Raw genomic sequence first — 24842 nt, 5'->3', positions numbered from 1 at the left:
CTTACTTTTCCATCCCTTCGTCGACCAGAATGACAATCAGTCGGCTGGGCCCATGAACGCCTATCGTCAAGACCCGTTCAATATCGGCAGTACGGCTAGGACCGGAAATGAAAGACATGTATCCGGGAACTTTCCCATAATCTGCAACAACGGTCACCAGTGCATCGGCTACCGTCGGGAGAATTTTTGAGGTTGGAACGATGGCAATATGGGTTGGGGGCAGCATGGTCACCATTCGACCCAGGGGATTTTCTTCAGGATGAAAGATTGATCCTGTTTCCGCAACCGCATATGGTACGAAATTGATACCGACATCGGTAACGTCCAGTTCGGCCCGGTCGAGTTTCTCGGAGATTTTTACTCCGGTTCCTGCTAAGGTTGCTCGGCAGTTGGTTTTCTCCAACTGCGGGCTTGGAAAGAGATGCACTTTTTCTGCCTTCAGTTCTTTCACTTTTGCGGCGATAAGTTCCCCGGCTGCAGCGTAAGTGCCTACACGGTGGACTTGTGCACTCATGCTTTCCGCTTTAGCCTGGAAAACGGAAAAAAGCTTTTCCGTGGACAATGTTGCCAACTCCTTTTACTGCCATGTTCATAGTGGACAGGTGGTCAGACCGCTACAAAGTATCCACACTTGTTAAAAAAAGTACAAATAAGAGTTCAGATGGCCAGACCAGCGTTCTAATAGGTAGACATTCGACGAGCCCATCAGGAATCCTGCTTTTCTCAAAAGGAAAATGTCTCTTCGAATCCCCCTTTTTACTTAAACGTTAGGAGAATGAAAGAGGCAGTGATTGATTCATGATAAGAGGGAGTTTTAATCAGAGAGGGGTACGATTCGCGTTGGAATGGCGGGATGCAGTTGACCGGCGAAACTTTTATTTTATGACCGCCAACGGGGCGCTTTATTTTACAGCACTGGCCTTTATTGATACCACCATCATCGTGCCTCTGTTTTTGAACAACCTTACCCATTCTCCCCTGCTCGTGGGATTAGCCGCAACGGTTCGCTCCATCGGCTTTTTTCTCCCCCAGATACTCCTGGCCGGGTGGGTCACCGGAGCGGAACATCTAAACCGGTTTATTTTTCGAACGCACCTCTTCACTCGGACTCAGTTACTGCTACCGGTCCTGTCCATCTGGTTCGGTTGGCCCGCATCGGTGACAGCTACCCTATTTCTCGTCTCTTTCACTATCTTCGCCTTTGGCGAAGGGGTCGGCCAAGTGCCCTGGATGGATATATTCGGCCGAACCATCGACGAGTCCCATCGCGGGAAGATGATGGGGATCATGCAGTCCCTCGGAGGGCTCGGCGCTTTCGGCGGAACCCTGTTGGTGCAACGCATCTTGGGTTCTCCGCGGTGGGAATTCCCTACCGATTTTTCATTGCTCTTCTCATTGGCCGTCACTTTTTTGGTTGCTTCTGCTTTCGCCATCCGCTTCACCAAGGATCCGGTGAAACAGAACCGCAAGGACCGGGATTTGTCTGTCGGCCATGTGATCAGCCATATCCCGCAATACCTACAAGAGCACCGGCTCTTCACTCGCATGCTGATCGTTCAGGTATTGACTGGATTTAACGTGTTAGGCTTCCCTTTTTATATTCTTTTTGTCCAGCAGGCAGGGGTATTACCTAGAGGGGCCGCTGCTATCTTGCTGACGATCCAAGTGCTCGGCCAAGTCAGCGGCGGATTGCTGCTGGGGTATCTCAGTGATCGGGTCGGTAACCGTAAGACGATCATCGTGACCACCGTCATCAATCTTCTCGTCCCCCTGGTGATTCTCTTTTCGCAGCGATTAGCTGGAATGGCTGCTTTTATCGGGACGGGTTTCGGTTTTCTCGGTGTGGGCATGGTTTTAGGCGGTTGGCTCGGTTTTGTCAATTACTTGATGGAGACGACGCCAGCGGCGAAGCGGCCGATCTATGTCAGTTTGTCAAACCTCTTTGCCGCTCCTGTAGGATTGCTCCCGATCGCAGCGGGTGCTTTTCTCAAGCTCATCCCGATGACCTGGATTTTCTGGGCGATAGCCGCTATAGAAATTTTAGCAGTGCTGATGGCATCGAGGCTTCCCGATCCCCGAAGGTTAGAGGCTAATGAAGCCAACATCGTTCAACCTCGTCTCGCTCCGGCTTTTCGTCCCGATGATCGTCAACGTCAAGAAGTAACTCATGATTCCGAAGACAAAGGAGAAACTAAGGATGGAGGTGTTGAAGATGAAAGGAATTCAAGGAGATCCTCATGCAACGAAGACGGTGCAAGCGGAAAGTCATAGCAATGTGCAACCCAAGGAAAACATGAAGACTGTTCAATTGACACCAAACTCCAAGGTCTCTGTACCCGCAAATAGCCCTGTGAAAGACCTGCCGCAGTAGATAAAAAAGTATAAACAAAGAACATCGTGAGTCTCCGTGGAATAATCGTAAAATTGATTTCTGTAAAAGAAAACCACATTAAAAAGTAAACCGGGGAAGACCGGAATCGGTCTTCCCCTTGTCATTGCTTAAAGATGCTTATTCTAGCGGGCTTTTGAGATGATCATGCATCAGTTGACGGGCTTTTACGGAATCGCCCTGTAGAATTGCATCGCAAATGGCCTGATGGGCATTCAGGACAGCTTCGCAATCGTCCCGTGTAGTGATATTGTTTTTCCAGTGATTCTCAATGCTCGCACGGATGATATCTGAGAAATAATCCATAAAGCGAAACAAGTAGGGGTTCTGTGCCGCCATGATGACGGTGAAATGGAACTGAAAATCCGCTTCGACACCGGATTGATTGCGCCAGACAGCCCGGCGTAGTTCGCGAATGGAATGGTTAATTAAATCCAATTCGGTCGTTCCACATCGCTTCGCAGCAAGAGCGGCTGCTGCTACTTCGACAATGATGCGCATTTCCTGCAGATCTCTTTCCGTACCATGGTCAGCAGCTAAAATGCGGGCCAATGCTTCCGCTTTTCCAAAATCCCGAGGCTTGGAAACAAAAGTTCCTTCACCGCGTCGAACTTCAAGAATTCCCAGTACCTGCAGCGCACTGGAGGCCTCACGAACAGCCGTTCGGCTTACTTTGAACATCTCGGCCAGTTCTCGTTCCGAAGGTAACTTGTCGCCAGGTTGAAGCGCACGCTCTTCAATCAGGTCTTTGATATGATCAACGACCTCATGCTGGATTCTTCGGGGTTGTACCGACCGGACATCCATATTCAATTACACCGCCTTTTTTACCGATGGGTAGGATTTACTTCTTCGACGACTGTCTTTTTGGCTGTTTGCCCTAATACATAAGCGCCGAGAGCAAAGAGAACAACTGCCGTTACGGCGAGTACGATAATTCCTTGCTGAAGCACAGCGGCAGAAGCCGTCGCAGTAACGGCGGCACCGGCACGAACAACATCGGGGATCATAGCGGGAACGAAGTACGCTTGCGTATAGGTCAGTACACCCATAGCGGCTACGAAGATGAGACTATACTTGAGGGTGAAGCGGAACAGTTCCGATTCGCGGCCGATCATACCGACGGAGCCGCAGGCTACCGCGATCGACTGCGGTGAGATCATTTTCGCCGTACCGCCACCTGATGTGTTGGCCGCTACGGTCAAAATGGGGTTGATGTTGATGCCCATCGCTGTGACCTCTTGCAGTTTGCAAAAGAGAGCATTAGCTGAGGTATCTGAACCAGTGATAAAGACGCCGATCCAGCCCAACATGGGTGAAAAGATCGGGAAGTATTGACCTGTTACCGTGAGAGCTAAACCTAAGGTAGTGGAAAGTCCGGAGTAGTTAGCGATATAGGCGAATCCTAGGACAGAGGCTACCGATAAGAGGGAGAATCGAAGGCTGTATAACGTATCTTTGAAGACCGCCACTCCGTCGCTCAATTTCATTCGTAAGACGATTAGGGTGAGAAAGGCGGCGATCATGATTGCCGTACCAGCGGAGGAAAGCCAGTTGAATTTAAACAAAACATCCATGGCTTTCTGGGTCGTCGGGTCGATGATTGCGCCAGTTAGACCAGGAAAATTAAATTTTACCGTAGCCGTTTCCAGGACTGCTTTGACGCTGTTTACGCCCCAGTCGCCGATGAGAGCGGTAAGGATGACAAAGGGCGACCAAGCAGCGATGATAGAGCCGGCGCTAAGCTTACGAACAGCGCGGCCAGCTGCTTTTTCCCCAGGAAAACGCCAGACGTTTTTCGGTTTCCATACGCGCAGAAAGACGATGAGCGATACGAGGGAAAGCATGGAAGCAACGATATCGGCCAGCATGGGACCGGTAAAGGTCGCCGCCGACCACTGCCCGAGGGTAAAGGTGACACTAACGACGGTGATGGCAGGCCATACCTCGATCATGCCCTTCCATCCGGACAATATCCAGACAAGAAGGAAAGGAACGAAAATCGAAAGGACGGGCAGTTGCAGCGCGATCATTTGGCTGACCGGCAGGGGATCGAGACCAGCTACACCGGCGCCGGCGATTACGGGGATGCCGATACCGCCGTAAGCAACAGGAGCTGTATTGGCTACGAGCGACAAGCCAGCAGCCATTAAGGGACTAAAGCCAAGACCGACCAACATAGCCCCGGCGATGGCCACAGGTGTACCAAAGCCGGCTGCGCCTTCTAAAAAGGCACCAAAACAAAAGGCAATCAAGAGAACTTGCAGACGGCGATCATCGGTGATCGATGCGATGGAAGCCTTGATCACTTCGAACTGACCGGACTTAACGATCAAGTTGTACATAAAGACTGCAGCGACGACAATAAAGCCGATAGGAAAAAGACCGTAGAGAGCGCCGAAAAGGGTGGTCAGGATGGTCGTCTGTAGGGGCATGCCAAATCCTAGAACCGCTACGGCGACAGCGATGGCTACGGTGAAAAGGCCTGCCATGTGCCCTTTCATCCGTTTTACAGCCAACGCCCAGGCGTAGAAAATAATGGGGATCAGGGCAACAAGAGCTGATAGCCCCAGGTTTCCCATGGGGTTAAAATTTTGTGTCCATGCCATTTTCTATTTACCTCCGCGTCCTAATCAAATAGTGTGCATAAATCAATAGTGTGCAAAACATTAAATATAGTGGTATCTTTCTCTAATTTCTTGATACTTATCTGTCTTTTTTCTCTTTAGGGACGCAAAAAATCTAGAAACGGAAGAATCAATTGGTTCAAATCTCAGGAGAAAAGGCCCAACGGTTCATGGAATCGCCAAGTAACAAAAATGGTCAATCCTTTTTCCTAATCCCCCCTTTTACGATTACTCAGTGATCGGCTTGGTTGTCAGACCACTTGTCCACGGATATAGTTTCGACGGGATTTCTTTAGATCCTCCTTTGTTATACTTCAATATTTTTAGAAAGGCGATAACTTAGTTGGTTCATTTAGAAATAATTGATTAGTATTCTACAAAAAGAACACGCTACCCAACAGGGAGTAGCGTGTTCTTCTCTGATGTATAATCTTTTACTCGTAGTTATGATCTTTTACTGGTAAAATTACGCCCCTAGGGAACTAGAAGTTACATATTCCAAACCTTTTTGCAAGGCCTGACGGTTTACCTCGAGGAGGTTATGCCGGTGAGGAGGCAACACTTTTTTCAGGGCTTCGATGACAGATTCTATATGGATAAACTCGGTCAATCCGATAAGGGCCCCTAACAGGAACATATTAGCCACTTTTAAGTTACCCAATTGGTTGGCCAGATCGTTCGCTTTCAGGCAAACCTGGTTGATATCGGCACGGGAGCTGATACCGCTGATCAGAGATGAGTTAATCAACAATTGCCCGCCGGGAGTCAGTTGAGGGGCGAACTTTTCCAGTGACGGCTGATTCAGGACAATAGCTGCCGTCGGTTCATAGACGATAGGAGAAGCGATCGGTTTGTCCGATACGGTGACAGCACAGTTGGCAGTACCGCCGCGCATTTCTGGTCCGTATGAGGGAATCCAGGCGACATGCTTTCCTTCCAACATCCCGGCATAGGCCACCAACTGACCCATGAGCATGACCCCTTGACCGCCGAAACCAGCGAATATCATGCGATGTTCCATATCACTGCACCCCCTCAGGGATCCGGAAATCTTTTACCGGATAATAGGGAATCATCTCGTTTTCCAGCCATTTGCCCGCATCGAGCGGTGTCATCCCCCAGTTAGTGGGACAAGCAGAGAGAACCTCGACAAAAGAGAATCCTCGCCCTTCCACTTGGCACTGGAAAGCTCGGCGAATCGCTTTTTTGGCCCGAATCACCTGAGCCGGCGTATGGACGGCGACACGACTAATCATGGAAGGTCCTTGCAGGGTGTTTAACATCTCGCAGACTTGAATCGGAAAGCCATCATTTTGAGAAGTCCGTCCTTTGGGGGTCGTCGTCGATGATTGTCCGACGAGGGTCGTCGGTGCCGACTGCCCTCCCGTCATGCCATAAATGGCGTTATTGACGAAGATGACGGTAATGTTCTCTCCCCGTGCAGCCGCGTGGATGATTTCAGCCGTCCCAATAGCCGCCAGATCGCCGTCTCCCTGGTAGGTAAAAACGAATTTGTCCGGTAAAGCTCGTTTGACACCGGTCGCTACGGCCGGAGCCCGTCCATGGGATGCTTGAATGAAATCGGTATCGATATAATCATAGATAAAGACAGAGCATCCTACCGGTGCCACTCCAATCGTTTTCGGCGCTAATTCCAGTTCATCGAGGGCTTCCCCGACGAGCCGGTGAATGATGCCATGATGGCAGCCGGGACAATAGTGAGTGACCACATCTTTCATGCTCTTCGGTCGGGTAAAGACGATTTTAGCCATTTACGCTGCTCCTCCCTCAGTCGCGGCCGTGGAACCGTTCTTTTCGCTTTCGATTTGCTCAATCTGAGAAAGGATGTCGCGGGGATCGGGAACCATTCCACCGGAACGACCGTAAAAGCTCACTGTCGATTTACCGCTGACGGCCAGTCGAACATCGTCCACCATCTGGCCTGTGCTTAGTTCCACCGTTAAGAAACGGGCTCCTTTTTCAGCTGCTGCATAAATCGGAGCTGAAGGGAACGGGAACAAGGTGATCGGTCGAATTAAACCGGCACGAATCCCTTTATCACGGGCCATATCGACTGCTGCCATGCAAAGGCGGGCTGCCGTACCGTAAGCAACGACGATGATCTCCGCGTCTTCTGTCCGGTAGGACTCCCAACGGGTGTCCCTTTCGGCCATGGTGAGGTACTTCGCAGCCAGGTGTTCGCAGAACTTTTCCGCCTCTTCCGGCTTAATATATAATGAAGTAATTAGTTTTGACTTAGGGTTGTTTCCCTTTCCGGTGGTGGCCCACGGTTTTTCTACTCCCTTGCCTTCTTTGGGCTCAGGCAAGATGACAGGCTCCATCATTTGGCCGAGAACGCCGTCGCCGAGAACCATGACGGGGTTCCTGTATTCATCAGCCTTGTCAAAGGCGAGGAACATGAGGTCGGCCATCTCCTGTACGGAAGAAGGTGCGAGTACCATAAGCCGATAGTCGCCGTGGCCGCCTCCTTTGGCCGCTTGGTAGTAATCGCTTTGTGTCGGCGCAATTCCACCGAGTCCAGGGCCTGTGCGCATGATATTGACGATAACGGCGGGAAGTTCAGAACCAGCTATGTAAGAGATCCCTTCTTGTTTAAGGCTGATGCCCGGTCCGGAAGAGGATGTCATCACGCGAGCACCGGTGCAAGCGGCACCCATGACCATATTGATGGCACCAATCTCACTTTCCGATTGCAGGAAGACGCCGTCCACTTTCGGCAAATTGCGAGCCATGTATTCTAACAGTTCGTTCTGCGGCGTAATGGGATATCCGAAGAAGAATCGGCAACCAGCGCGGATGGCCGCTTCGGCGATGGCCTCATTCCCCTTCATCAACACTTTTTGAGTCATCTTGTTCACCTTTCTTTACGAATGTTGCCGGTTATCTCTCGACTTGGATGACCAGATCGGGACACATGCGAGCGCATAAGGCACAGCCATTGCATTTTTCCTTGTCCGTAACGATAGCCGGTTGGAATCCCTTTGAATTCAACCGCGATGCATCGAGGACGACAATCCCCGTCGGACAGGCCGCCGTACATAGTCCACAGCCTTTGCAGCGGTCCTCTTGAAATATTGCTCTTGCCATCAGTGAGTACACCTCCCAATTCTGCTATGGTTTATCGACATGAAGATTGCTTGTTTTTGAAAGGAACTATCCTAGCACGCCCGTTTCTGAAATCGTAAAAGGGCTAAGGCAAAGAGGAGTGCTGTGAACCCTGCCAAGGTCAGCACTTCTTCGTAGAGATAATCGATGCCAACTTCTTTTAAGAAAATCCCCCGTAAGATAACCAAAAAATCGGTTAAGGGAATAAAGTTTCCCAAAATTCGAATAAATAAAGGCATTGTCTCCCGGGGAAAAACGAAACCGGACAACAAGATACTAGGAAGGATAAAAGCAAAAGCGAGTTGCATCGCTTGTAATTGATTTTCACTGAAGGTAGACATGAGCATTCCGATGCTCATGGAAGTAAGAATAAATAAAAAGGCCAGGGAAACAAGCAAGGAAAGGCTTCCCCTAACCGGGACGGCAAAACAAAAGGTGCCGGCGGCAAGTACGAGAGCGAAGGTAATCATTCCGACAACTACATATGGGATGAGCTTACCCAAAATCAGTTCGGCCGGGCGTACCGGGGTGCAGATCAATTGTTCCATCGTGCCTCGCTCTTTTTCTCTGACAAGGGCAAAGGCAGTCAATGTCATGGTCACATTTTGCATGATCAATCCAATCAGTGCGGGGATGGTAAAAAGATGAGTTTTCAATTCCGGATTATACCAAACACCTACCTCAGCTTCCAAGGGTAACACTTCATCGAGAGAGACTTCTTTCCCCAACTTCCGGCCCAGCAGTGAAGCACCCTGGGAATGAACCACCTCTCGGGCCACATGCATAGCTTGCTGAGTCGATTGTGGTTCTGATCCGTCAATAAAAACCTCGATTGAGGCTCTTTGTCCATTTTGCAGTCTAAGGGAATAATCGGGCGGGATGACGATAGCTAAGCGACTTCGACCTGTTGCCAACGCTTTCCGCACGTCATCGTAGCTCTGGGCATGGCCTTGTATAGAGAAATAAGAGGAGTTTATAAAACATTGTATCACATTTTGGCTTTCTTCGCTGAAAGATTGATCCCAAACAATCGTCGGGAGATGGCGAATATCCGTGTTGATACCGTAGCCGAAGAGAAACAGCATGAACAAGGGAATACCTACAGCCATGGCTAAACTCATACGGTCCCGTCGAAGATGGACAAATTCCTTGCGCAGGATTGCCCAAAAAGGGGTCCAAGCAAAAACGTTTCGTTCCAAAATCTCGATATCTCCCTACTCTTCTTTTGTCGAAAAGTATCTTGCCTATTTCATTGGGAATTTAGTGATCGCTTGTGGATTTATTGATCACCTGTCGTTCTCTAGTTAATTGCTCATTAAAATGCTTTTTAAAAGAAAGAAGCGTCCCAGCTACACTTTCGTTGGACGCTACTTTCCCTCTATTAATTTTGATCAACCCTGCTTGAGAACAGCATTAGAGCGAATCGACAGCTCCGCTCAACCGACGCTCTTTGATCTTTAAGGCGCCCTTTTCATCAGGCTGTATGATGTAGAGCACTTTTTGCTCCCTCGACATAAATCCTCCTTGCACCGGGAAGACCGTCTCTACTTGCACTTCTTCGGGAGAACGACTGAGAACGCGCCAACGCAGTACGGTTGTGGGATCGAAGTCGGGATTTATCTTCTCGTCTGACACCATAGAAGGCGTTTCGCGGCTATTCTCCCACATTATTTTGATCTGTTCAGAAGACCAGTAGGCACCGAGAAAACGTTCCAGGTCTTTCTCCTTTTTTATCGGTGGCGATGGTTCTAGACCCCGTTGGGACAGGGAAGCTCGCTCATCGGCGGCTCTCACCCTCAGGCGAAGAATCTCGGCCCAACGTGCAAAGGCGATGTAATCGTCGTCACGCCAAGGGGTTCCGCCCCGCAAGAGAGCCCTTTGGTTCTTCTCGTCATAGAACCACCCATCGGCCAGGTGGCTCGCTAACCATTGTACCGGAACAAGCATATGATCATCGACGATAGTCCCGGAGACACGCAACCCTTTTTCCCAGGGCCGCCATTTTTCTTCGAGCGAGTTCGCTTGAACTTCTAGGCATAGGTTCTCCCGTCGAACGATGGCTCGGCGTTTTTCCTTATCATAAGTCACTTCTGCACCTAATGCCTCAGCCAAAGGTCGCAGCGGCGCGAGGATATAACCCCGTTCCAACTGTACGGCCGGCTCAAAAATCATCGGCAGTCCATTTAAGACGATCGTCGGCTCATAAATGGAGGTCTTTTTATCGAGAAATGTGGAATATCGTGCCTCACTTGCAGAAAGGGCTAATGTACATAACAACGCCATAGCAGCTAATCCCAAAGTATATCGTGCAATCGCTCTTCTCATGTGAAGCCTCCAGAAGTACTATCTTAAAATCTCAATGCTATCTATTCTCATTTTATTAATACACATTTTCAAGGGATATTATTCCATTAAATTCCAAATGCCCGATAAAAAAAACCGGACTATTAAAAATCCGGTCATGTTCGATACAATGAACTGTATCCTATCATGTATCTTTTTCTTGATTCCAACAAACTATCTCCAGAGCCGTCTCCATACTCAAAAATGATTTATTTATAGAGAAACGCGGATACTCATGCCGTCCTCGGCCAGCATAAAGTAAGGTTGCTTGAGTTCATATTGCCGCATCAGTTGTTCATAGTTCTCGCCCTCGGTCAGGTGGACAAGCACTACCTGATGGGGTTGAGCTTTTTCCTTCAAACGGATCACATCATGAAGGGAAGAATGTTTCCCTTGGGCCTGGTCAGCACCGTTACATTCATGAATGAGGCAAGTGGCGTCTTTCGCAAGGTTTTCCAATAGGGGGTTGTAGACGGTGTCTGCCGAATAGATGACCTTCACTTGTCCCTTGTTTGTAGCCTCATAAAAGGCGATCCCCATGGTCGGGATACCGTGCAGGGCGGGAAAGGTTTTTACGGTTAGCGTACCCTGGGAAAAGGCTTGCACTTCTCCTTCGAGAGGCTGTTCAGTGATTTGAATGTCAAACATGTTGGGCTTTTGCGGAAGATCAAAAAGATCGAGCAATCCAAGGACTGTTTTTTTCGCACCAGCTGGACAGTAGATGGGCAGCGGTTTCGTTCTGCCGGCCAACCAGAGACTTTGAATCAAGGCGGGTAACCCGTAGATATGGTCGGGGTGAGCATGGGTGATCAAGAGGGCACCTAATTCTTCCGGGCGTACCCCCGTTTTGACGAGTTTAGCCCAAGGAGATCCGCCACAGTCGATCAGATAACTCGTCCCGCCAGGTAAATGTTGCACCAGAAAAAAGGTGTTTTCCCGATTAGGATAACTTAACCCATTGCCCGTACCGAAAAAGGTGATCCGAAACATGTTTTGAGACTCCTTTCACACAGTAAGGGTAGTCTTCCCATTTTCGCGAAAACTTCTGCAGGCTCCTGCCCCGGTTAGAGAAGCATTGCTATTAAAAAAAAATCCCTGTAGACTAGTCCTTGGACAAATCCATGATCGATATTTTCACTAGGAGGATTTTCTTTGCTGCTTGTTTTAGATATTGGAAATACAAACATTGTGGCCGCCATCTATAACGGTGAGCAACGTACAGACACATGGCGCCTGACGACCGACCGCCGTAAAACGGTCGATGAGTACCGTATCCTCATGGTCGAAGCGATGGAAGCGAGAGAAATCTCGCCTAACTCCATTTCTCATGTGGCCATCTCCTCTGTTGTGCCTCCAGTCAATCCAATCCTCGTCAATATGTTCCGAAAGCACTGGGGCATCCATCCTTTGCTTGTTCAGCCAGGTATTAAGACTGGGCTAAACATCAAGATCGACGATCCTCGCAGCCTAGGACCAGACCGCATCGTCAACGCCGTCGGTGCCTATCACATCTACGGGGGGCCCGTGATTATCGTGGACCTAGGGACGGCGACAACAGTCTGCGCCGTCAACGAAAAGGGCGATTTTCTCGGTGGTGTCATCTGTCCAGGCATCGGTATATCAGTGGAAGCGCTGGTGGCTCAGGCAGCCAAGCTCCCTCGCGTTGAAATCACCCAACCGAATCAAGCCATCGGGAAAAACACTGTCGAAGGGATGCAGTCGGGTATCTTTTATGGGTATGTAGGGATGGTGGACGGATTGGTTCAACGATTTAAAGAAGAACTGGGGGATACAGATCCCCCAGTTCAAGTCGTCGCCACAGGCGGCTTCGGCGAATTAATCGGCCGCGGCTGCGCTCATGTCGATCATATTCATCCCGCTCTCACCTTAGAAGGTTTGCGGATCTTGTACGAACGAAACCGTCCGAACTCCTTAAAAGCTAAGCAACCACAAGTCCCCGCCATTGGTGCCCGTTTTGAGTAAGCCCACATAGTGTTTATCGCTCTGAATCAGCTTGGCACCGGCTTCAAAGGAATAGGTCGAAGGTGAGTCGGAACCGTTCGGGTAAACTTTTAGCACCGAAGCCGGCTCATCAATGATTGCCAATTGCCCGTCGGGCCCGATGACAATCCTGTCACGGTGTACTGTTTCGGGCAATTGCCGTTCTTTCTCCAGTTTTTTGCCGTTCCAAATCCAAATGTTTTCTACCTGATGACCGATTCCTTCGCCGAGATAGAGGTTATTCTTGCGGTCGACACCGACCAGCAGATAGTTTAAGGGCTGTTGGGCCGGGTTGATCAACTGCATCCCCTTGATCCCCTGAACCAGAGGTTTATTGGTCGTATCATTCCAAAACTCAGCGAAAATATGGCCCAGCGCAGGGTTTACGGTCAACCGCTCGATGTTTGTATATTGTCGCTGGTTGACCTTCATGGCGTCATGTTGAATATCGACCCGATAAAGCCCCGTCGTCATGCGGTCGTTTCCTAGCGTGAGGTAAAGCAGATTGGACTGACTCGAGACGGTAGCTTCTTTGACCTCTTCGCCCATGGTCAGTCCACGGATGCGTGTCGAGATCATGCGTTGGGTACCGTCGCAGTTTAGAAAGGAAATCTCCAACTGTTTCACCGAGGGAGCCTTCGGAAGGGGTCGCTTATCTACCGTATCCATCGCGTCAGCCAGGACTTGATTGGCTGACTTTCCCTTTGTCGGTGTTGCCGATGGAAGATTTACGGGGGCCGCCGATTGTTCTGTCACTAGCAAGAGGCGATTACGATCGGTCAGCCATTGAATATAGTCAATTTTTTGCCCAGGAGGCATTTTTTCTTGGTATATCGGTCTCTCTTGATGAATATCCCAGACGGTAAAACTGTCTTCCGAATTCCAAGCGAGATATTCCCCTTGGTAGGACAGGCTAAACTGCTTGGCATCATTCAAGGACGTATCGATGTGAAGCTTACGCCATTGGCTTTTCGCCGGCGTCGAAACATGATCGGCCGTGTTATAGGCGGAAGCAGTCCAGTATTCAAGACCAAAAAGAATGCCGCCTTGAAGCAAGAGAGCTGACAGAACCATTATGCCGACGGTTTTTTTCATCCCCACGTTCCTCCCTAGATCCGTTTACTGGGCATGACCACAAAGGCCGTGGGAATGTAGCGAATCCCAAAGACACTCGATGGCTGGTTGATGACCTTGCCGTTGTAGACCATTGTCGTCGACGCCCCACCGTCTAAGTTTCCTGACGTGACAGCGCCATACTGGATCATCAAATCCTGCACTTCCCGTAACGTAGCACCAATAGAACCGACTTGCCGCCCGTCGATTGTCATGAAAATGATCGACCCGTCCGCCTTTTGTCCGATAGCGGTACGAGGTGCAATCCCATATCCTCCATCGCCCTGGGTGATCGTCGGTTTACCATTGATGACTAAGGCCGGTCCGAAGGTTACCACGTCAGACACGTCCATGTTGCGCAGTTCCCGGGCCGAATAACGTCCCACGATAAGGATGCCTTTCTTCGTTAAGCCTACGATGTTTTCCTTTTGATCTTCTTGAATCACGGAAATAAACTGTCCTTTGCTGACAGTCACACCGTCCGGATAGGCACCGTTGCCTTGACCGTTCGGATCGATAAAGCCGCCGCCGTTGATCGCGGCCACTGCCCCTTCATGAGTGGCGATTTCAGGGACCGTCTCCCCGGCTTCTCCCATCTTCGATGAGAGGGCTACCTTCACTCGTTTCGGATCGTGGATGATCATGACCTTGCCCGTGAATCGTTTCCCTTGAATGTCCTCAACCTCAATCCGGTCGGATCCCTTACCATTGGCAAAAGCCAATTGGACCCCCATATTGGGGTTAGAACGGAGATCCTCTAAGGGTTGGCCTAGTATTTCCTGGATTTTCTCAGGCGATAGAAACCACTGGGCGATAAAGTCATGGCGCGATACCATCAGTGAGCCCAGCGCCATCTGTCGCAACGAAGGAATGGGACCGTAAAAAATCATCAACGGTCCAAAAAAAATACCCACCATCAGATTGACTCCGATAAAGAGGGCAAGCATCTTCACAAACTTCAATGAGGTCCCCCCCGCAAATTCTACGCATGATCCATCCATTTTAGATTATACGGTGCGCGGACAGGACGGGCAACGGAAATTTTAGTATAAATTCGGTCTTCTGTCCCTAAAAACGGGGATCTTGTTCCGCACTTTTTCCACTTGAGCTAGATCGATCTCAACCCAGAGCCAACCTTCCGGTTCTTCAGCATCGGCGAGGATCTTGCCCCAGGGATCGATAACCATGGAGTGTCCCGCAAAAAGGACACCTTTTTCATCCCTGCCCGTCCGGTTGCAAGCGATGACGTAGCACTGATTTTCGATGGCCCGGGCTTGTAAGAGGACTCTCCAATGATCGAGGCGGGACATGGGCCACTGGGCAGGTACAAAGAGCATGTGACATCCGTGGAGGACCGTCTTGCGAATCCATTCGGGAAAACGCAAATCATAGCAGATGATGGCAGCACAAGGGACGTTGTGAAGCTGAAAATTCCCAGCTTGCTGCCCGGCAGCCATGTAGCGATCTTCCCCCATCAACCCGAAGAGATGTACTTTTTCGTAGGTCAACAAGCGTTCACCATCGGCGCTATAGGCGAACATGGCGTTGGTAAAACGCTCCCCATTGGCAACAGGTGTCGAACCGCCGACGATGGCAGCGCCGGTTTGCCGAGCCCAGTGCCGCAAGAAAGCCCCTGTTGGTTCTCCTTGCCCGTCATCAGCGAAAGCGGCTAGATTCGGCAGATCGTAGCCACCGGTCCACATCTCCGGCAACAACAACACATCCGGTTTTTGCTCTATCGCATCTACCATATAACGTGATACGGTCTCTTCGTTCGACTTTCGGTTTCCGGCCAGGACATTAAACTGCAATAGTCCGACTTTCATGCCATCCCCCCGCTACTTATCCACAATACCCACAGACTTATCAACAAATTTTTCCAGTTTTGGTTCCTCTGCTACTACGGAATCGGTCTTTCTTGTCATATCGTCTGATCTTTATCGAGGACATTTCCCCTATTATACCACGGCATCCTCCCTATCGAATTTCAGCATTGCCAGCGCAAACAAAAACTCTGTAAATAACATCAATCACATTCCCCGACTCCGAAGCAGCACAGTTTTCAAAAAAATGTGTATTTGAGGACTATCACTTATTGTATTTTCCCTCATCAAAAGGTACACTAAATATGAACATTCTCACAAGGAGGGATATGCATGGTCGAGTTTTGGAAACGCTTATGCCGCGAGAAACCTTCTGTTCTTCGGGACATGTTGCTGGAAAGGTATTATGGCTATATCGAGCAAAACCACGTCTATCCCTGCTATGAGGCTATCTTTCTTCGCTTCCCAAACGGATACTTGGCCCATGTCACCTTTCATATCGAATCCTCTTCCGATCATGCCTTTACGATGGAACTGGGAACTTGGATATACAATGAACACTTTTTCTTCTCGACTCGCTTCCCTGGGCCGGCCGCAGCAGCCGTAGGTCATTACTTCAATGAAACCGGTAGCGCATTGAATCTTAAAAGGTCAGACTGTCAAAAACTACTATACATAGTTGAATCCCTGCCTCCTCTCCATAGAGAAAGCCAATGTCTGCCCAAAGTCTTTGTAAATACTGTAGAGATTATCTAACAGATCAAAGAAACCATCACTCGGGAAGCGAGCGATGGCTCTATTCGGTAATGGGTCCCTTAAAATAAAGAAGAATTCATGGAGACATGATTCACCATGAATTCTTCTTTTCTTTCTGCCTTAGAGCGTATTAGAGCCCTTCGGCTAACGAGGCAAGCTGTTCCCAAGTAGCCTCTCGGTCCTTCACAATTACGGAACGATTCAGTTCTACAAGTACGTCGTCAACATACTGCCGTTGACGCATACCTACGAGCACCGTTGTGACGCCTGCCGTAGACCGAAGAACCCGCAAGGCTGTCTGGCTGATGGTATCTGTTCCTGTCCAATCAGGCTCGACCGCCTCGAGGTGTTTTTTGATCATCGTTGTTTTTTCTTTGGCTCTAGCTTGGAGGACGGCGGTAATCGTCTCAAAAGCCTTGTTGAGCGCTTCGGCGTATTCATTAGCCCACTCCACAATTTCCGGCGGGCGGCGGTGCCATTTATGGGTTAAAAGCAGATCCATACCGTCCTGGATCGTCGGGACGATGTAGCGTGCCAATGCCTCTTCCCATTGGATAGGATTCGTAAATCGAAGCCACTGTTCATCGAGCATCTCGCTGGCAGACAGTTTGGCTTGAATATCGTTGGCTTTCCCAATGGCCATTTTATGTACTGGTAATATCTGAAGGGCCAGGTGCTCCTCGAGCCGGCTCAGGTCAACCAGGCAGCGCTTCACGGCTTCAGCAGTTTTTTCCTCTTCAATATCCACCTCGGCTAGACGTAGCAGTTGGTTGCCGATAAAAGCGTTGAGCGGACGGTTCGTCAGCACAGCCATCCCCGTATCTTGAGCGAAGCGAAGGACGCTGCTCTTCCCGGGCTGGTTTTTCTCGGTTACACCACGCTGCTCAATCAGGTTGAGGGGGAATTGAACGGCCCGAAAGTGATGGTCCGAGGCGATCGCGCAAGCCCTATGCCATAGGGCCTCTAAGGGTGTATGCTCATAGTCGGACGCTGGCAGCGGAAATGAATTGGAACTAATTCCGTACGCACCAATACGGCCACGCTTGACTTCATCCTCTAGGTACCGAAAAGCGGTTTCAATTCGCCGTAGATATTCCTGGCGGGCCTCATCAAACGGAATTCCCTCATGTCTTACCCATTTAAGATAGTATTCAGGGTTGTGCAACAAGAACAGATCGACTGTTGTGACCTGAAGGCGGTTCAAGCTGCCGGTCAATTGTTCCTCGAGAAATTCGGGATGGATACAGTGAGCTAAGTCAGGATCAAAGGGAACTAATTCGGCAAAAGGGCGGCCTTGCGCTTGTCGTAGGCGGCTATGGCGTAAATTCTTCCCCTGTACGTAGCCCGCCTTAGTGACAATGAGGACTTCATCGCGGCGCAAGCGATTTTCCATCTCTAAACGGTTCAACACTTCCCCGATGATCTCTTCCGAACGTCCATCACCGTAGTTGCTGCTCGTATCGATCAGATTTATCCCTGACAGCAAAGCTTTATAGAGAGCCTTCTGATGTTCTTCATCCGAATCGTCGATACGATAAGCACCGAAACCAGCTTCACTCACCGATAGGCCCGTCGCTCCCAGAATCCGGTAGGTCAGGGATGGATGGCAGTGGGCGTAGCGACGGGTGCCTTCAAAAGTTGCGGCTCCTTTTCGCATAGGTATTCCTCTCTTCAGACGGTTCTGAATTCCGATCGTTTGTACGCCCTTATTTTACCACGGTGACAGTGACTCACAATATTTCATTTTCCTGCTAATCTTGTTTTGCCATGCTATCTTCGTTTAGAGCACTTTCTTTGTACGCCTGGATTATCCCTTTTGTAATTTCTTGCATTACCATTGGATTCGCCGGCGATGCAATATTCACCAACTGCCCATCGGATCGCTTGTGCTTCGGCATCTCAATATAATAATTGTTTTTTTCTTTTATAATTTTTATATCATGGACAACAAAGTAATCGTTAAAAGTAACAGAAACTAAGGCTTCCAGATCGCTATCCTCAAAAGACTTTCTAATCGTTACATCTGTGACCTTCAAAGAACTCACCTCTTGAAGTCTTTTCAAACTCATGGATAATACTCTTTGTCAATTCGTCCCATGCTTTATTCGTTATGGGATGGGCGACATAACGGATTCCATCTCCCGAAGGCTTTCGGCGGGGCATCTCTACATCCAGTCCCTGCGAACCCTCGATAATCCTGATCCCGTTTATCACTAACGCATCATCTAATGTGATCGATACGATAGCCCGAATTCGATCCAACTGCATCTGCGTAATTTGAATATCGGTTATATTCATCGACCAGCCCCCCGGTATCATCCTACGTAAATTATTGTAATTACAATTGCAATAATGTGTCAACCGTTAATTAAATTTACTTATTAAACAAAGATTATACAGCATGTTGTTTCATAAAAAAGTTTTCTCACCGCGATCATTCACTGTGTTTTCCCCGTATCGAATTTTATCGGAAATTTTACATAGAACGTTGTGCCTGCAGAGCTTGTCTCAACTTCGATTCTGGCATTATGTCGTTCTGCGATGCTGTAGCAGACAGCCAGTCCTAAACCTGTTCCATTTGCCCTGCTAGTGACAAAAGGGGTGCCCAGTTTACTAAATATCTCAGGTTCAATCCCCCTACCTTGATCCTTTACGGCGAGGATTAGGTTGGATTCATCTTCAAAAGTATTTATTGTCAGAACTTTCGTAGGCTTCATGGCTTCAATACCATTTTGAGCCAAGTTGAGAATCAGTTGCTTTAGTTCTTTTTCGTCTCCATAAATATCTTTAGCTGCCTGTAATTCCAAACGAACATCTTTATCCTCGAGAAATGCTTTAGATTGTATCAAGGGGAATATCATGTTTAAAAGGTTGTTTATGTTGAGTAGCTTGGGGTTATCCGGTCTATTTTTGGATAGCGACAAAAATTCAGTTATAATGTAATTTGTCCTATCCAACTCAGATATCATTAAGTCATAATACTCTTTTTCGTTTTTATATTTATTTTGTAGAAGTTGTAAAAAACCTCTTACCGTTTGCAATGGGTTTCGTATCTCGTGGCCTAAACCTGCCGCTAATTGACCGATTAAGTTCAGTCGTTCCAGTCGTATTAACTCGCTTTCAAGGTTATAATATTCCGTCATGTCTATTAAATTTAACAACAGGCATTGCTCACCTTTTATCTCAATCGGTTCCCCAGAAACTAAACAGATGACGTCTCTCCTGTCTTTGCTTCTTAGGTTAAGTCTTTCATTGGTAAACCGTCCGATTTTTTTAACTTTATCTACCATACTTACATAATTCTCTGTGGTTATATGAAAATCCAACTCAATCGGTAAACGACCGATGACATCGTGAGAACAATAACCCATAACTTCAATCCATTTTAAATTGACATCAATAAATCTCCCATCCTGTAACGAATTTATGGTTATCATCGTCGGGCTATGCTGAAATGCTTTCATGAATCTTTCTTCCGATTTTCGCAGTTCTTCGGTCATTCGTTCCTTTTCTTTGATGTCTTGTTCTAACGCATCCAAATTACGTCTATATTCTGTAATATCTCGAGAAACGCCAATAAGTCCTATCATGTTGCCGTCATCGCCGAAATAAGGTGTCTTAATGGTTTCGACGAGTATTTCTTTTCCATTTGGATAGATGAGACACTCTTCATTCTTCTTCGAAGTTTTTGTGCTTAATACCAAATTATCTTTTTGTCTAAAAAATTCAGCGAGCTTATTCGGTAAAATATCATAATCTGTTTTTCCGATTATATTTGATTTGTCAAGTCCTATAAAATCACAAAATGATTGATTGCAGTTTACGTAGACTCCATTCGTATCTTTAAGAAAAATGAGATCCGGTATTATGTCTAGAAGCGTATTCAAAGCGTTTCTCTTGTTTTCTATGATTAGTGTGTTAGTCTGATATTTAAACAATAAATCGTTGTGTTCTTTTTGTAAGTGCCCTAATTCTTCGATTAACTGCTCACGACTTTTTAGGTTCATGTCCACTAAAATATACACCTCCGTTGATTTTGTTATGCATAATTTTACATTTTTCTTATTTTTTATTATAACATAATTTAACCTTGCCGTTAGTAATAAATTAATACTTAATTCGATGATTCATAGTAAAGAACAGCCCCGGCTATAACGTCGCGGGGCTGTTCTTTACTATTGTTATTTTACTGTTTCTCCGGTTTTGGCATCTATGCCAACGAGGCCCTCTTTCCGTTCCAGCATATATACTAATTTGGGATTCGGTGCAAATAAATTATAGTATCGGGGCCAAAAATACGTTAACTTTAGTGAAGTATGTTTGATGAACTCTGCCTTCGCTTTTTCCGGCGTAATAATTCCTGTTCGGTTGGGTAATGCCGCCGGGGACGAAACCGGATTAGAAAAACCGCAAACTTTACCGGTTATTCCATCGATTTCAACGAAATAGGAATGGAAGACAACAGGTACCCCGTCTTTTAATAGCGTAAAATCGTAACGGTACTTCGGTTCCATCATCGTATCAAGTTTTTTGCTATCTACCCAGTCGGGTTGTTGAGAATCGATATATCCCGTTACTTGAAACTCCCCTTTTTCAGGTTTTAAATCAGTAAAAAATTGTATCGCTTTTTTTCTTGCCTCTTCCTCAGGAATTACAAAGGGATGATTCCGTTGCTTGTCATTCTGAATTCCGAATCCGATTACACGCCCTGAACTTGCTACGACTTCAAGGTTTACCCAACGCCCGGAAGTGACTTCATTTTCGGTAACAGGCACCCCAGTGTAACTTATTATTTCTTGATTATTTTGCTGACGAGGAATAGCTGACTTTCTTATTTCTAGGCCCAATAAGTCTATACCCCATTTTTCTAGCTGTTGTGCGGCATCTTCTTTATTTCTTACAATTACAGGAGCACCTTTATCGGTAATCGTAACGTTTGGATTCTTGATAGGCTCATTGCCGTCTAGATTAAACGGCAATCCAGTTAAGGCGTCGATTGTTCCATCATATTGAGGCACGTAGAGTAATTTCGGTTGGGACTCCGTTGGAGATTCATTAGGATGGTAAGTAATAATCGTATTATAAACAAGTCTCATCGATTGTGATTTTTTATAGATGTCTTCGGCTTGTTTTGGTGAAATTGCTTTCGTTGGTTCGGGAAAAGCAACAGTGTTTGGCATAGCTGAATTTGTGTAATCGTATACATGACCTTCGGCGTCCATACTTATTTGTATTCCATATATTTGAACGGGAACCCCTTTATAAAGTGCGTTAAAAGAAACAGAAATGGTATTATCAATGTAGCTACAGTCATTATTCATGCGATAATCTTTTGTCCAGTCACCCATTATCGCTTTTAAGAAATCGGAGCCCCTACTCTTTGCTACTGTTTCAGAGGGAACTTTTTTTGAAATCCAACTAGGATTCAATACCCGAATGTTAAGTAAATCACCAGTATTTACATCGAATGTCAAACCGATACCGAGTTCCGTTCCCAACTCATTTATTTCAGAAAAAGTTGCCGATTTTTTGTTTGTAAACACGTAAGCGAGGACAGTACTCTCTTGATGGGTCTTATAATCCTCGGGTAATGCGATGACACCTTTATAGGACAGATTTAACTGATTCATCTCTGGAATGAATTTTCGTACACTATTAATTACTTTTTCGGCTTTCGATTCAATATTTTGGGGTACTTTATAGTTTTTAAGCTCCACCGCTTCTTGACTTTTCGGTGGAGTATTAACACTTTCATCGGCAAAACAAAGCGGGACAAAACAAAGATTTGCGGCCAACACAAAGGATGCGATTTTCAGGGTGCCCAGGAATTTCACCTAACCAACTCCTTCGGTTTATTGAGATATAATTCTCGTAAAAAGATGAGAAATGGATTAACTGAATATGATAGACGTCCTAACTTGATGGCTAGAAGCATCGAGAAGGAAACTCGCGTAATACTTCGTTGGGATTAATGAAATCCCTTCTTTTTCTGGAATACTTTTATAAAAATCTACAAAAGGTTGCAAATGGAAAGTAAACCTTTGAAATACCATGGATTCCTGGTGAAAAATACAATCAACGAAGCAGAGAGTATTCCGAGGCAGGGTTCGTTTAAACAAAGGCAGCCCGGCCTTTTGACCGAGCTGCTTTACGCTGTTTGCTATGAAATCGATTTGAAAACCTTTTCTGTCGAACAGAGGATTTGACTTTTTCCTGCCTTTTTGGCTTTATGTAACAAAGCTTCTGCTTTTCTAACCAGTTCTAAGGCTGATTCGTTAGTCAACTGAACGAGTCCCCCATTGACTAAAACGCTAGTATCATATTCGATATCCAATTTTAGAACTTTTAACTGCATCCTTTCTGAAAAACTTACAGCTTCCTCTAAACAGGTGTTCGGAAAAATGATTAAAAACTGTTTTCCTTCATACCGACCGATCAGGTCATCTTTCCGTATGACTGAATTTAGAACTTGTGAAACACTCATTAAGATACTATCCCCGGCAATATGACCGTATTCATCGTTTATCTTCATCAGATTGTCGATATTTAACATCAATATGCAAAGACTTTTTCGACTGTCGAGAGCTCGAATGATCTCTATTTCAAGAGCATTAAATATGGCACCATGATTTAAAAATCCTGTAAGACTATCCGTAATGGCTTGTTTTTGTAATAAACGGTTTTTTAGTTTTAGCTCTTCCTCGAATTTCTTTCTAGCGGTTATGTCGATGACAAAAGTTACGTTTTTGGGTCTTCCGTCTGTGCCACAAATTGAAGTGGTGTGGGAGTAAATAGATATTACCTTTCCGTCTTTTCTTACCACTTCCCATTCACTTGCTAGTTCACTTTTACTCGAAATGATCTTATCATGAGCTAGTATAACTGTTTCACGAATATCCTCTGGGCAAACAATAGTAACGCTTCTCCCAATCAATTCTTCTTTGTTATACCCGTAAATCAAACAGTACGCTGGGTTTACTTCTTCATAGACCCCATGTTCGTTGGTAACGCAGATACCAACAGGTGTCGAAGTGATTATTTTACTAAGCTTGCTTTCACTTTCACGTATTTCCTCCAATAAACGCCGATGCTCGGTTATATCTACGAAGGTCACCATAACATGAATCAGGTCATGGTTATGTAAAATCGGGAACGCATTTATCAATAGCCATTTTGTATTATTCTTACTTTTACGATAGAATCCAGCAACTACATTTTCAGTGGCTCTTTTCTGTTCCAATACAATGCTGACCGGATAGTCAGCTATATTCATTGTTTCTCCATCTGTTGTGATAAAATTCCAGCCTAGTTCGGATACTCTTTTAGAACGGATTTCTTCTTTTCTTAGACCAAGGATATGAGTGGCTGCACGGTTGCAAAACCTTATCGTTGAATCTAAATCATGGACAACAATGCCACAGTTTATTCTATCAATAATATGATAGTAAATATCTAATAGAGCTTTGGAGCGGGATAACTCCGCTTCGGTTCTTTGGAGTCGTATAACTAATTCATCCTTAGACAAAAGTGAATAGTCCATTTACCGGACCCCCAAACCCATTAGTGATTAATATCATTTTAACATAGTTTATTCATTAATATAGTCCTAAATTGCAATGTTAATTCAACCTACCTCCCTTCCCTCATATATTCAAATATATTCCGCTTTTCCCCGTGTAAATTAAACCTCATGTTTTACGACTCGGTTCGGTAAACAAAAACCATTTTCTACGATACCCTCTCAAATTTCCAATTTAGATCCATTAAGGCGTTCAACACACCGCTTAGGCCAAACATTTCGACTAAGTTTAATTCCACTGCAATCTGGTCTTCTTCTTTTAACCGACCAACTTTACCGATGACAAACTCCTTATCGACGGTCTTTATTTGGCTAAGGCGAATTATGCTGTCCTTTACGACGGTAATATCTTGGTATTGTTCTTTTAACAATACAATATCGAAATCCAATAACTGCTTTCGGTTATTTGTCTTATCAAATAACGAGGTAACAGGTACGACGCTATATAAGTATTTTCCACCGGATAATATGACAGCTCTATGTACGCCAAAGATTGTAACCGCTGTGCTAGAATCTTGGGGAAAATTCACATAACAAACGTCATACCGCTCGAATTGTTTCTTTTCCATGATAAATTTACTTTTCTTTTAAGATTCCTCTCAATATATTTACTGGTCCGCTGTATTAATCTTGCCAAATAGAGCAATGTTTTATTCATTACGGATAATTCAATTCATCGATATAACTCATATTGTCCTTAAAAGTAAACGAAAAAGCCTACCGTACGTTTTTCATACAGTAGGCTTTTTTATATTCCGCCAAAACTACACAGAGAGGAAAATTCGATTTGGTTCCGCTACGGACGGCTCCTACAGCGTTATCGGCGCTAAAGCGCCGACGCCTGAGGTCGCCCAGTCCCGCTGCATCAAATCAAATCTTCCAGATAGTAAATCGTCAATATAAGGTCAAGTCCTCGACCGATTCGTACCCGTCGACTGAACGCCTCACGGCGTGTACATCTCGGGCCGATCGACCAGGTCATCTTCCTGGGGTCTTACCTACTTGCGTAGTGGGAAGTCTCATCTTTGGGTCGGTTTCGCGCTTAGATGCTTTCAGCGCTTATCCGCTCCCGACATAGCTACCCA

The 24842-nt window shown here is 46.6% G+C and carries 23 protein-coding genes and 1 rRNA gene; 3 read left to right on the top strand and 21 right to left on the bottom strand.

The window, feature by feature from the left end; all coding sequences use genetic code 11:
- Position 1 precedes the first annotated feature (1 nt).
- Entirely contained in the window at positions 2-562 is a 561-nt protein-coding gene (locus H1S01_RS00120; RefSeq protein WP_188038114.1) for a LutC/YkgG family protein, read from the bottom strand.
- Between the two features lie 278 nt (positions 563-840).
- Between H1S01_RS00120 and H1S01_RS00115 the strand changes: the two genes are divergently transcribed.
- Positions 841-2271 carry an MFS transporter gene (locus H1S01_RS00115; protein WP_188038113.1) on the top strand — a complete coding sequence of 477 codons (1431 nt, stop codon included), beginning with the start codon at positions 841-843 and terminating at the stop codon, positions 2269-2271.
- Between the two features lie 238 nt (positions 2272-2509).
- On the opposite strand, the gene H1S01_RS00110 is transcribed toward H1S01_RS00115, so the two are convergent.
- From H1S01_RS00110 to H1S01_RS00070, 9 genes are all read right to left on the bottom strand, one after another.
- The gene (locus tag H1S01_RS00110) at positions 2510-3196 is read right to left on the bottom strand and encodes a FadR/GntR family transcriptional regulator (protein WP_188038112.1); all 687 of its coding nucleotides are present in this window, start codon (positions 3194-3196) and stop codon (positions 2510-2512) included.
- Between the two features lie 20 nt (positions 3197-3216).
- Positions 3217-4998, bottom strand: coding sequence for an L-lactate permease (locus tag H1S01_RS00105; RefSeq protein ID WP_188038111.1), 1782 nt, complete (start codon positions 4996-4998; stop codon positions 3217-3219).
- A gap of 484 nt (positions 4999-5482) precedes the next feature.
- A complete protein-coding gene (locus H1S01_RS00100) occupies positions 5483-6037 on the bottom strand; it encodes a 2-oxoacid:acceptor oxidoreductase family protein (RefSeq protein ID WP_188038110.1) in 555 nt (184 codons plus the stop codon).
- Position 6038: 1 nt separating this feature from the next.
- On the bottom strand, positions 6039-6788 hold the full coding sequence (locus H1S01_RS00095; RefSeq protein ID WP_188038109.1) for a thiamine pyrophosphate-dependent enzyme: 750 nt from the start codon (positions 6786-6788) through the stop codon (positions 6039-6041).
- Positions 6789-7886, bottom strand: coding sequence for a 3-methyl-2-oxobutanoate dehydrogenase subunit VorB (locus H1S01_RS00090; RefSeq protein WP_188038108.1), 1098 nt, complete (start codon positions 7884-7886; stop codon positions 6789-6791).
- A gap of 31 nt (positions 7887-7917) precedes the next feature.
- Entirely contained in the window at positions 7918-8124 is a 207-nt protein-coding gene (locus H1S01_RS00085) for a 4Fe-4S binding protein (RefSeq protein WP_155475672.1), read from the bottom strand.
- Between the two features lie 71 nt (positions 8125-8195).
- Positions 8196-9341: an ABC transporter permease gene (locus tag H1S01_RS00080; protein WP_243236865.1), complete on the bottom strand. Its 1146-nt coding sequence runs from the start codon at positions 9339-9341 to the stop codon at positions 8196-8198.
- A gap of 214 nt (positions 9342-9555) precedes the next feature.
- On the bottom strand, positions 9556-10467 hold the full coding sequence (locus tag H1S01_RS00075) for a copper amine oxidase N-terminal domain-containing protein (protein WP_188038107.1): 912 nt from the start codon (positions 10465-10467) through the stop codon (positions 9556-9558).
- Positions 10468-10698: 231 nt separating this feature from the next.
- The gene (locus H1S01_RS00070) at positions 10699-11475 is read right to left on the bottom strand and encodes an MBL fold metallo-hydrolase (protein ID WP_188038106.1); all 777 of its coding nucleotides are present in this window, start codon (positions 11473-11475) and stop codon (positions 10699-10701) included.
- A 162-nt stretch (positions 11476-11637) separates the two neighbouring features.
- Between H1S01_RS00070 and H1S01_RS00065 the strand changes: the two genes are divergently transcribed.
- Positions 11638-12468 carry a type III pantothenate kinase gene (locus H1S01_RS00065; RefSeq protein WP_188038105.1) on the top strand — a complete coding sequence of 277 codons (831 nt, stop codon included), beginning with the start codon at positions 11638-11640 and terminating at the stop codon, positions 12466-12468.
- Here the strand turns inward: H1S01_RS00065 and H1S01_RS00060 are convergent.
- From H1S01_RS00060 to H1S01_RS00050, 3 genes are all read right to left on the bottom strand, one after another.
- Positions 12418-13581, bottom strand: coding sequence for a hypothetical protein (locus H1S01_RS00060; protein ID WP_188038104.1), 1164 nt, complete (start codon positions 13579-13581; stop codon positions 12418-12420). The two genes, H1S01_RS00065 and H1S01_RS00060, sit on opposite strands and share 51 nt — an antisense overlap.
- Positions 13582-13595: 14 nt before the next feature.
- The gene (locus H1S01_RS00055; protein WP_341479015.1) at positions 13596-14552 is read right to left on the bottom strand and encodes a phosphodiester glycosidase family protein; all 957 of its coding nucleotides are present in this window, start codon (positions 14550-14552) and stop codon (positions 13596-13598) included.
- Between the two features lie 90 nt (positions 14553-14642).
- Complete coding sequence (locus H1S01_RS00050; RefSeq protein ID WP_188038102.1) at positions 14643-15425, bottom strand: carbon-nitrogen family hydrolase; 783 nt, start codon at positions 15423-15425, stop codon at positions 14643-14645.
- 330 nt (positions 15426-15755) lie between these two features.
- Here H1S01_RS00050 and H1S01_RS00045 point away from each other — a divergent pair, with 330 nt between their 5' ends.
- Positions 15756-16178 carry a hypothetical protein gene (locus H1S01_RS00045; protein WP_188038101.1) on the top strand — a complete coding sequence of 141 codons (423 nt, stop codon included), beginning with the start codon at positions 15756-15758 and terminating at the stop codon, positions 16176-16178.
- A gap of 130 nt (positions 16179-16308) precedes the next feature.
- Here the strand turns inward: H1S01_RS00045 and H1S01_RS00040 are convergent, their stop codons facing one another.
- The 8 genes from H1S01_RS00040 to H1S01_RS00005 form a co-directional block, all read right to left on the bottom strand.
- Positions 16309-17835, bottom strand: a complete 1527-nt coding sequence (locus tag H1S01_RS00040; protein ID WP_188038100.1) for an aldo/keto reductase — start codon at positions 17833-17835, stop codon at positions 16309-16311.
- A gap of 94 nt (positions 17836-17929) precedes the next feature.
- Entirely contained in the window at positions 17930-18214 is a 285-nt protein-coding gene (locus H1S01_RS00035; protein WP_188038099.1) for a SpoVG family protein, read from the bottom strand.
- Positions 18189-18476: a SpoVG family protein gene (locus tag H1S01_RS00030; RefSeq protein WP_188038098.1), complete on the bottom strand. Its 288-nt coding sequence runs from the start codon at positions 18474-18476 to the stop codon at positions 18189-18191. The genes H1S01_RS00035 and H1S01_RS00030 overlap by 26 nt, the downstream gene beginning before the upstream one ends.
- 140 nt (positions 18477-18616) lie before the next feature.
- Positions 18617-20185, bottom strand: a complete 1569-nt coding sequence (locus tag H1S01_RS00025; RefSeq protein WP_243236885.1) for a PAS domain S-box protein — start codon at positions 20183-20185, stop codon at positions 18617-18619.
- 174 nt (positions 20186-20359) lie between these two features.
- A complete protein-coding gene (locus H1S01_RS00020) occupies positions 20360-22012 on the bottom strand; it encodes a YcdB/YcdC domain-containing protein (RefSeq protein ID WP_188038096.1) in 1653 nt (550 codons plus the stop codon).
- Positions 22013-22338: 326 nt separating this feature from the next.
- A complete protein-coding gene (locus H1S01_RS00015) occupies positions 22339-23718 on the bottom strand; it encodes a sensor domain-containing diguanylate cyclase (protein ID WP_188038095.1) in 1380 nt (459 codons plus the stop codon).
- 188 nt (positions 23719-23906) lie between these two features.
- A complete protein-coding gene (locus H1S01_RS00010; RefSeq protein ID WP_188038094.1) occupies positions 23907-24326 on the bottom strand; it encodes a type II toxin-antitoxin system PemK/MazF family toxin in 420 nt (139 codons plus the stop codon).
- 332 nt (positions 24327-24658) lie between these two features.
- Positions 24659-24842 (bottom strand): 23S ribosomal RNA (locus H1S01_RS00005); the annotation flags it as partial.

The sequence above is a fragment of the Heliobacterium chlorum genome (genome assembly GCF_014502795.1).
Lineage (GTDB): Bacteria > Bacillota > Desulfitobacteriia > Heliobacteriales > Heliobacteriaceae > Heliobacterium > Heliobacterium chlorum.
This window is presented reverse-complemented; position numbering and strand designations above follow the sequence as displayed.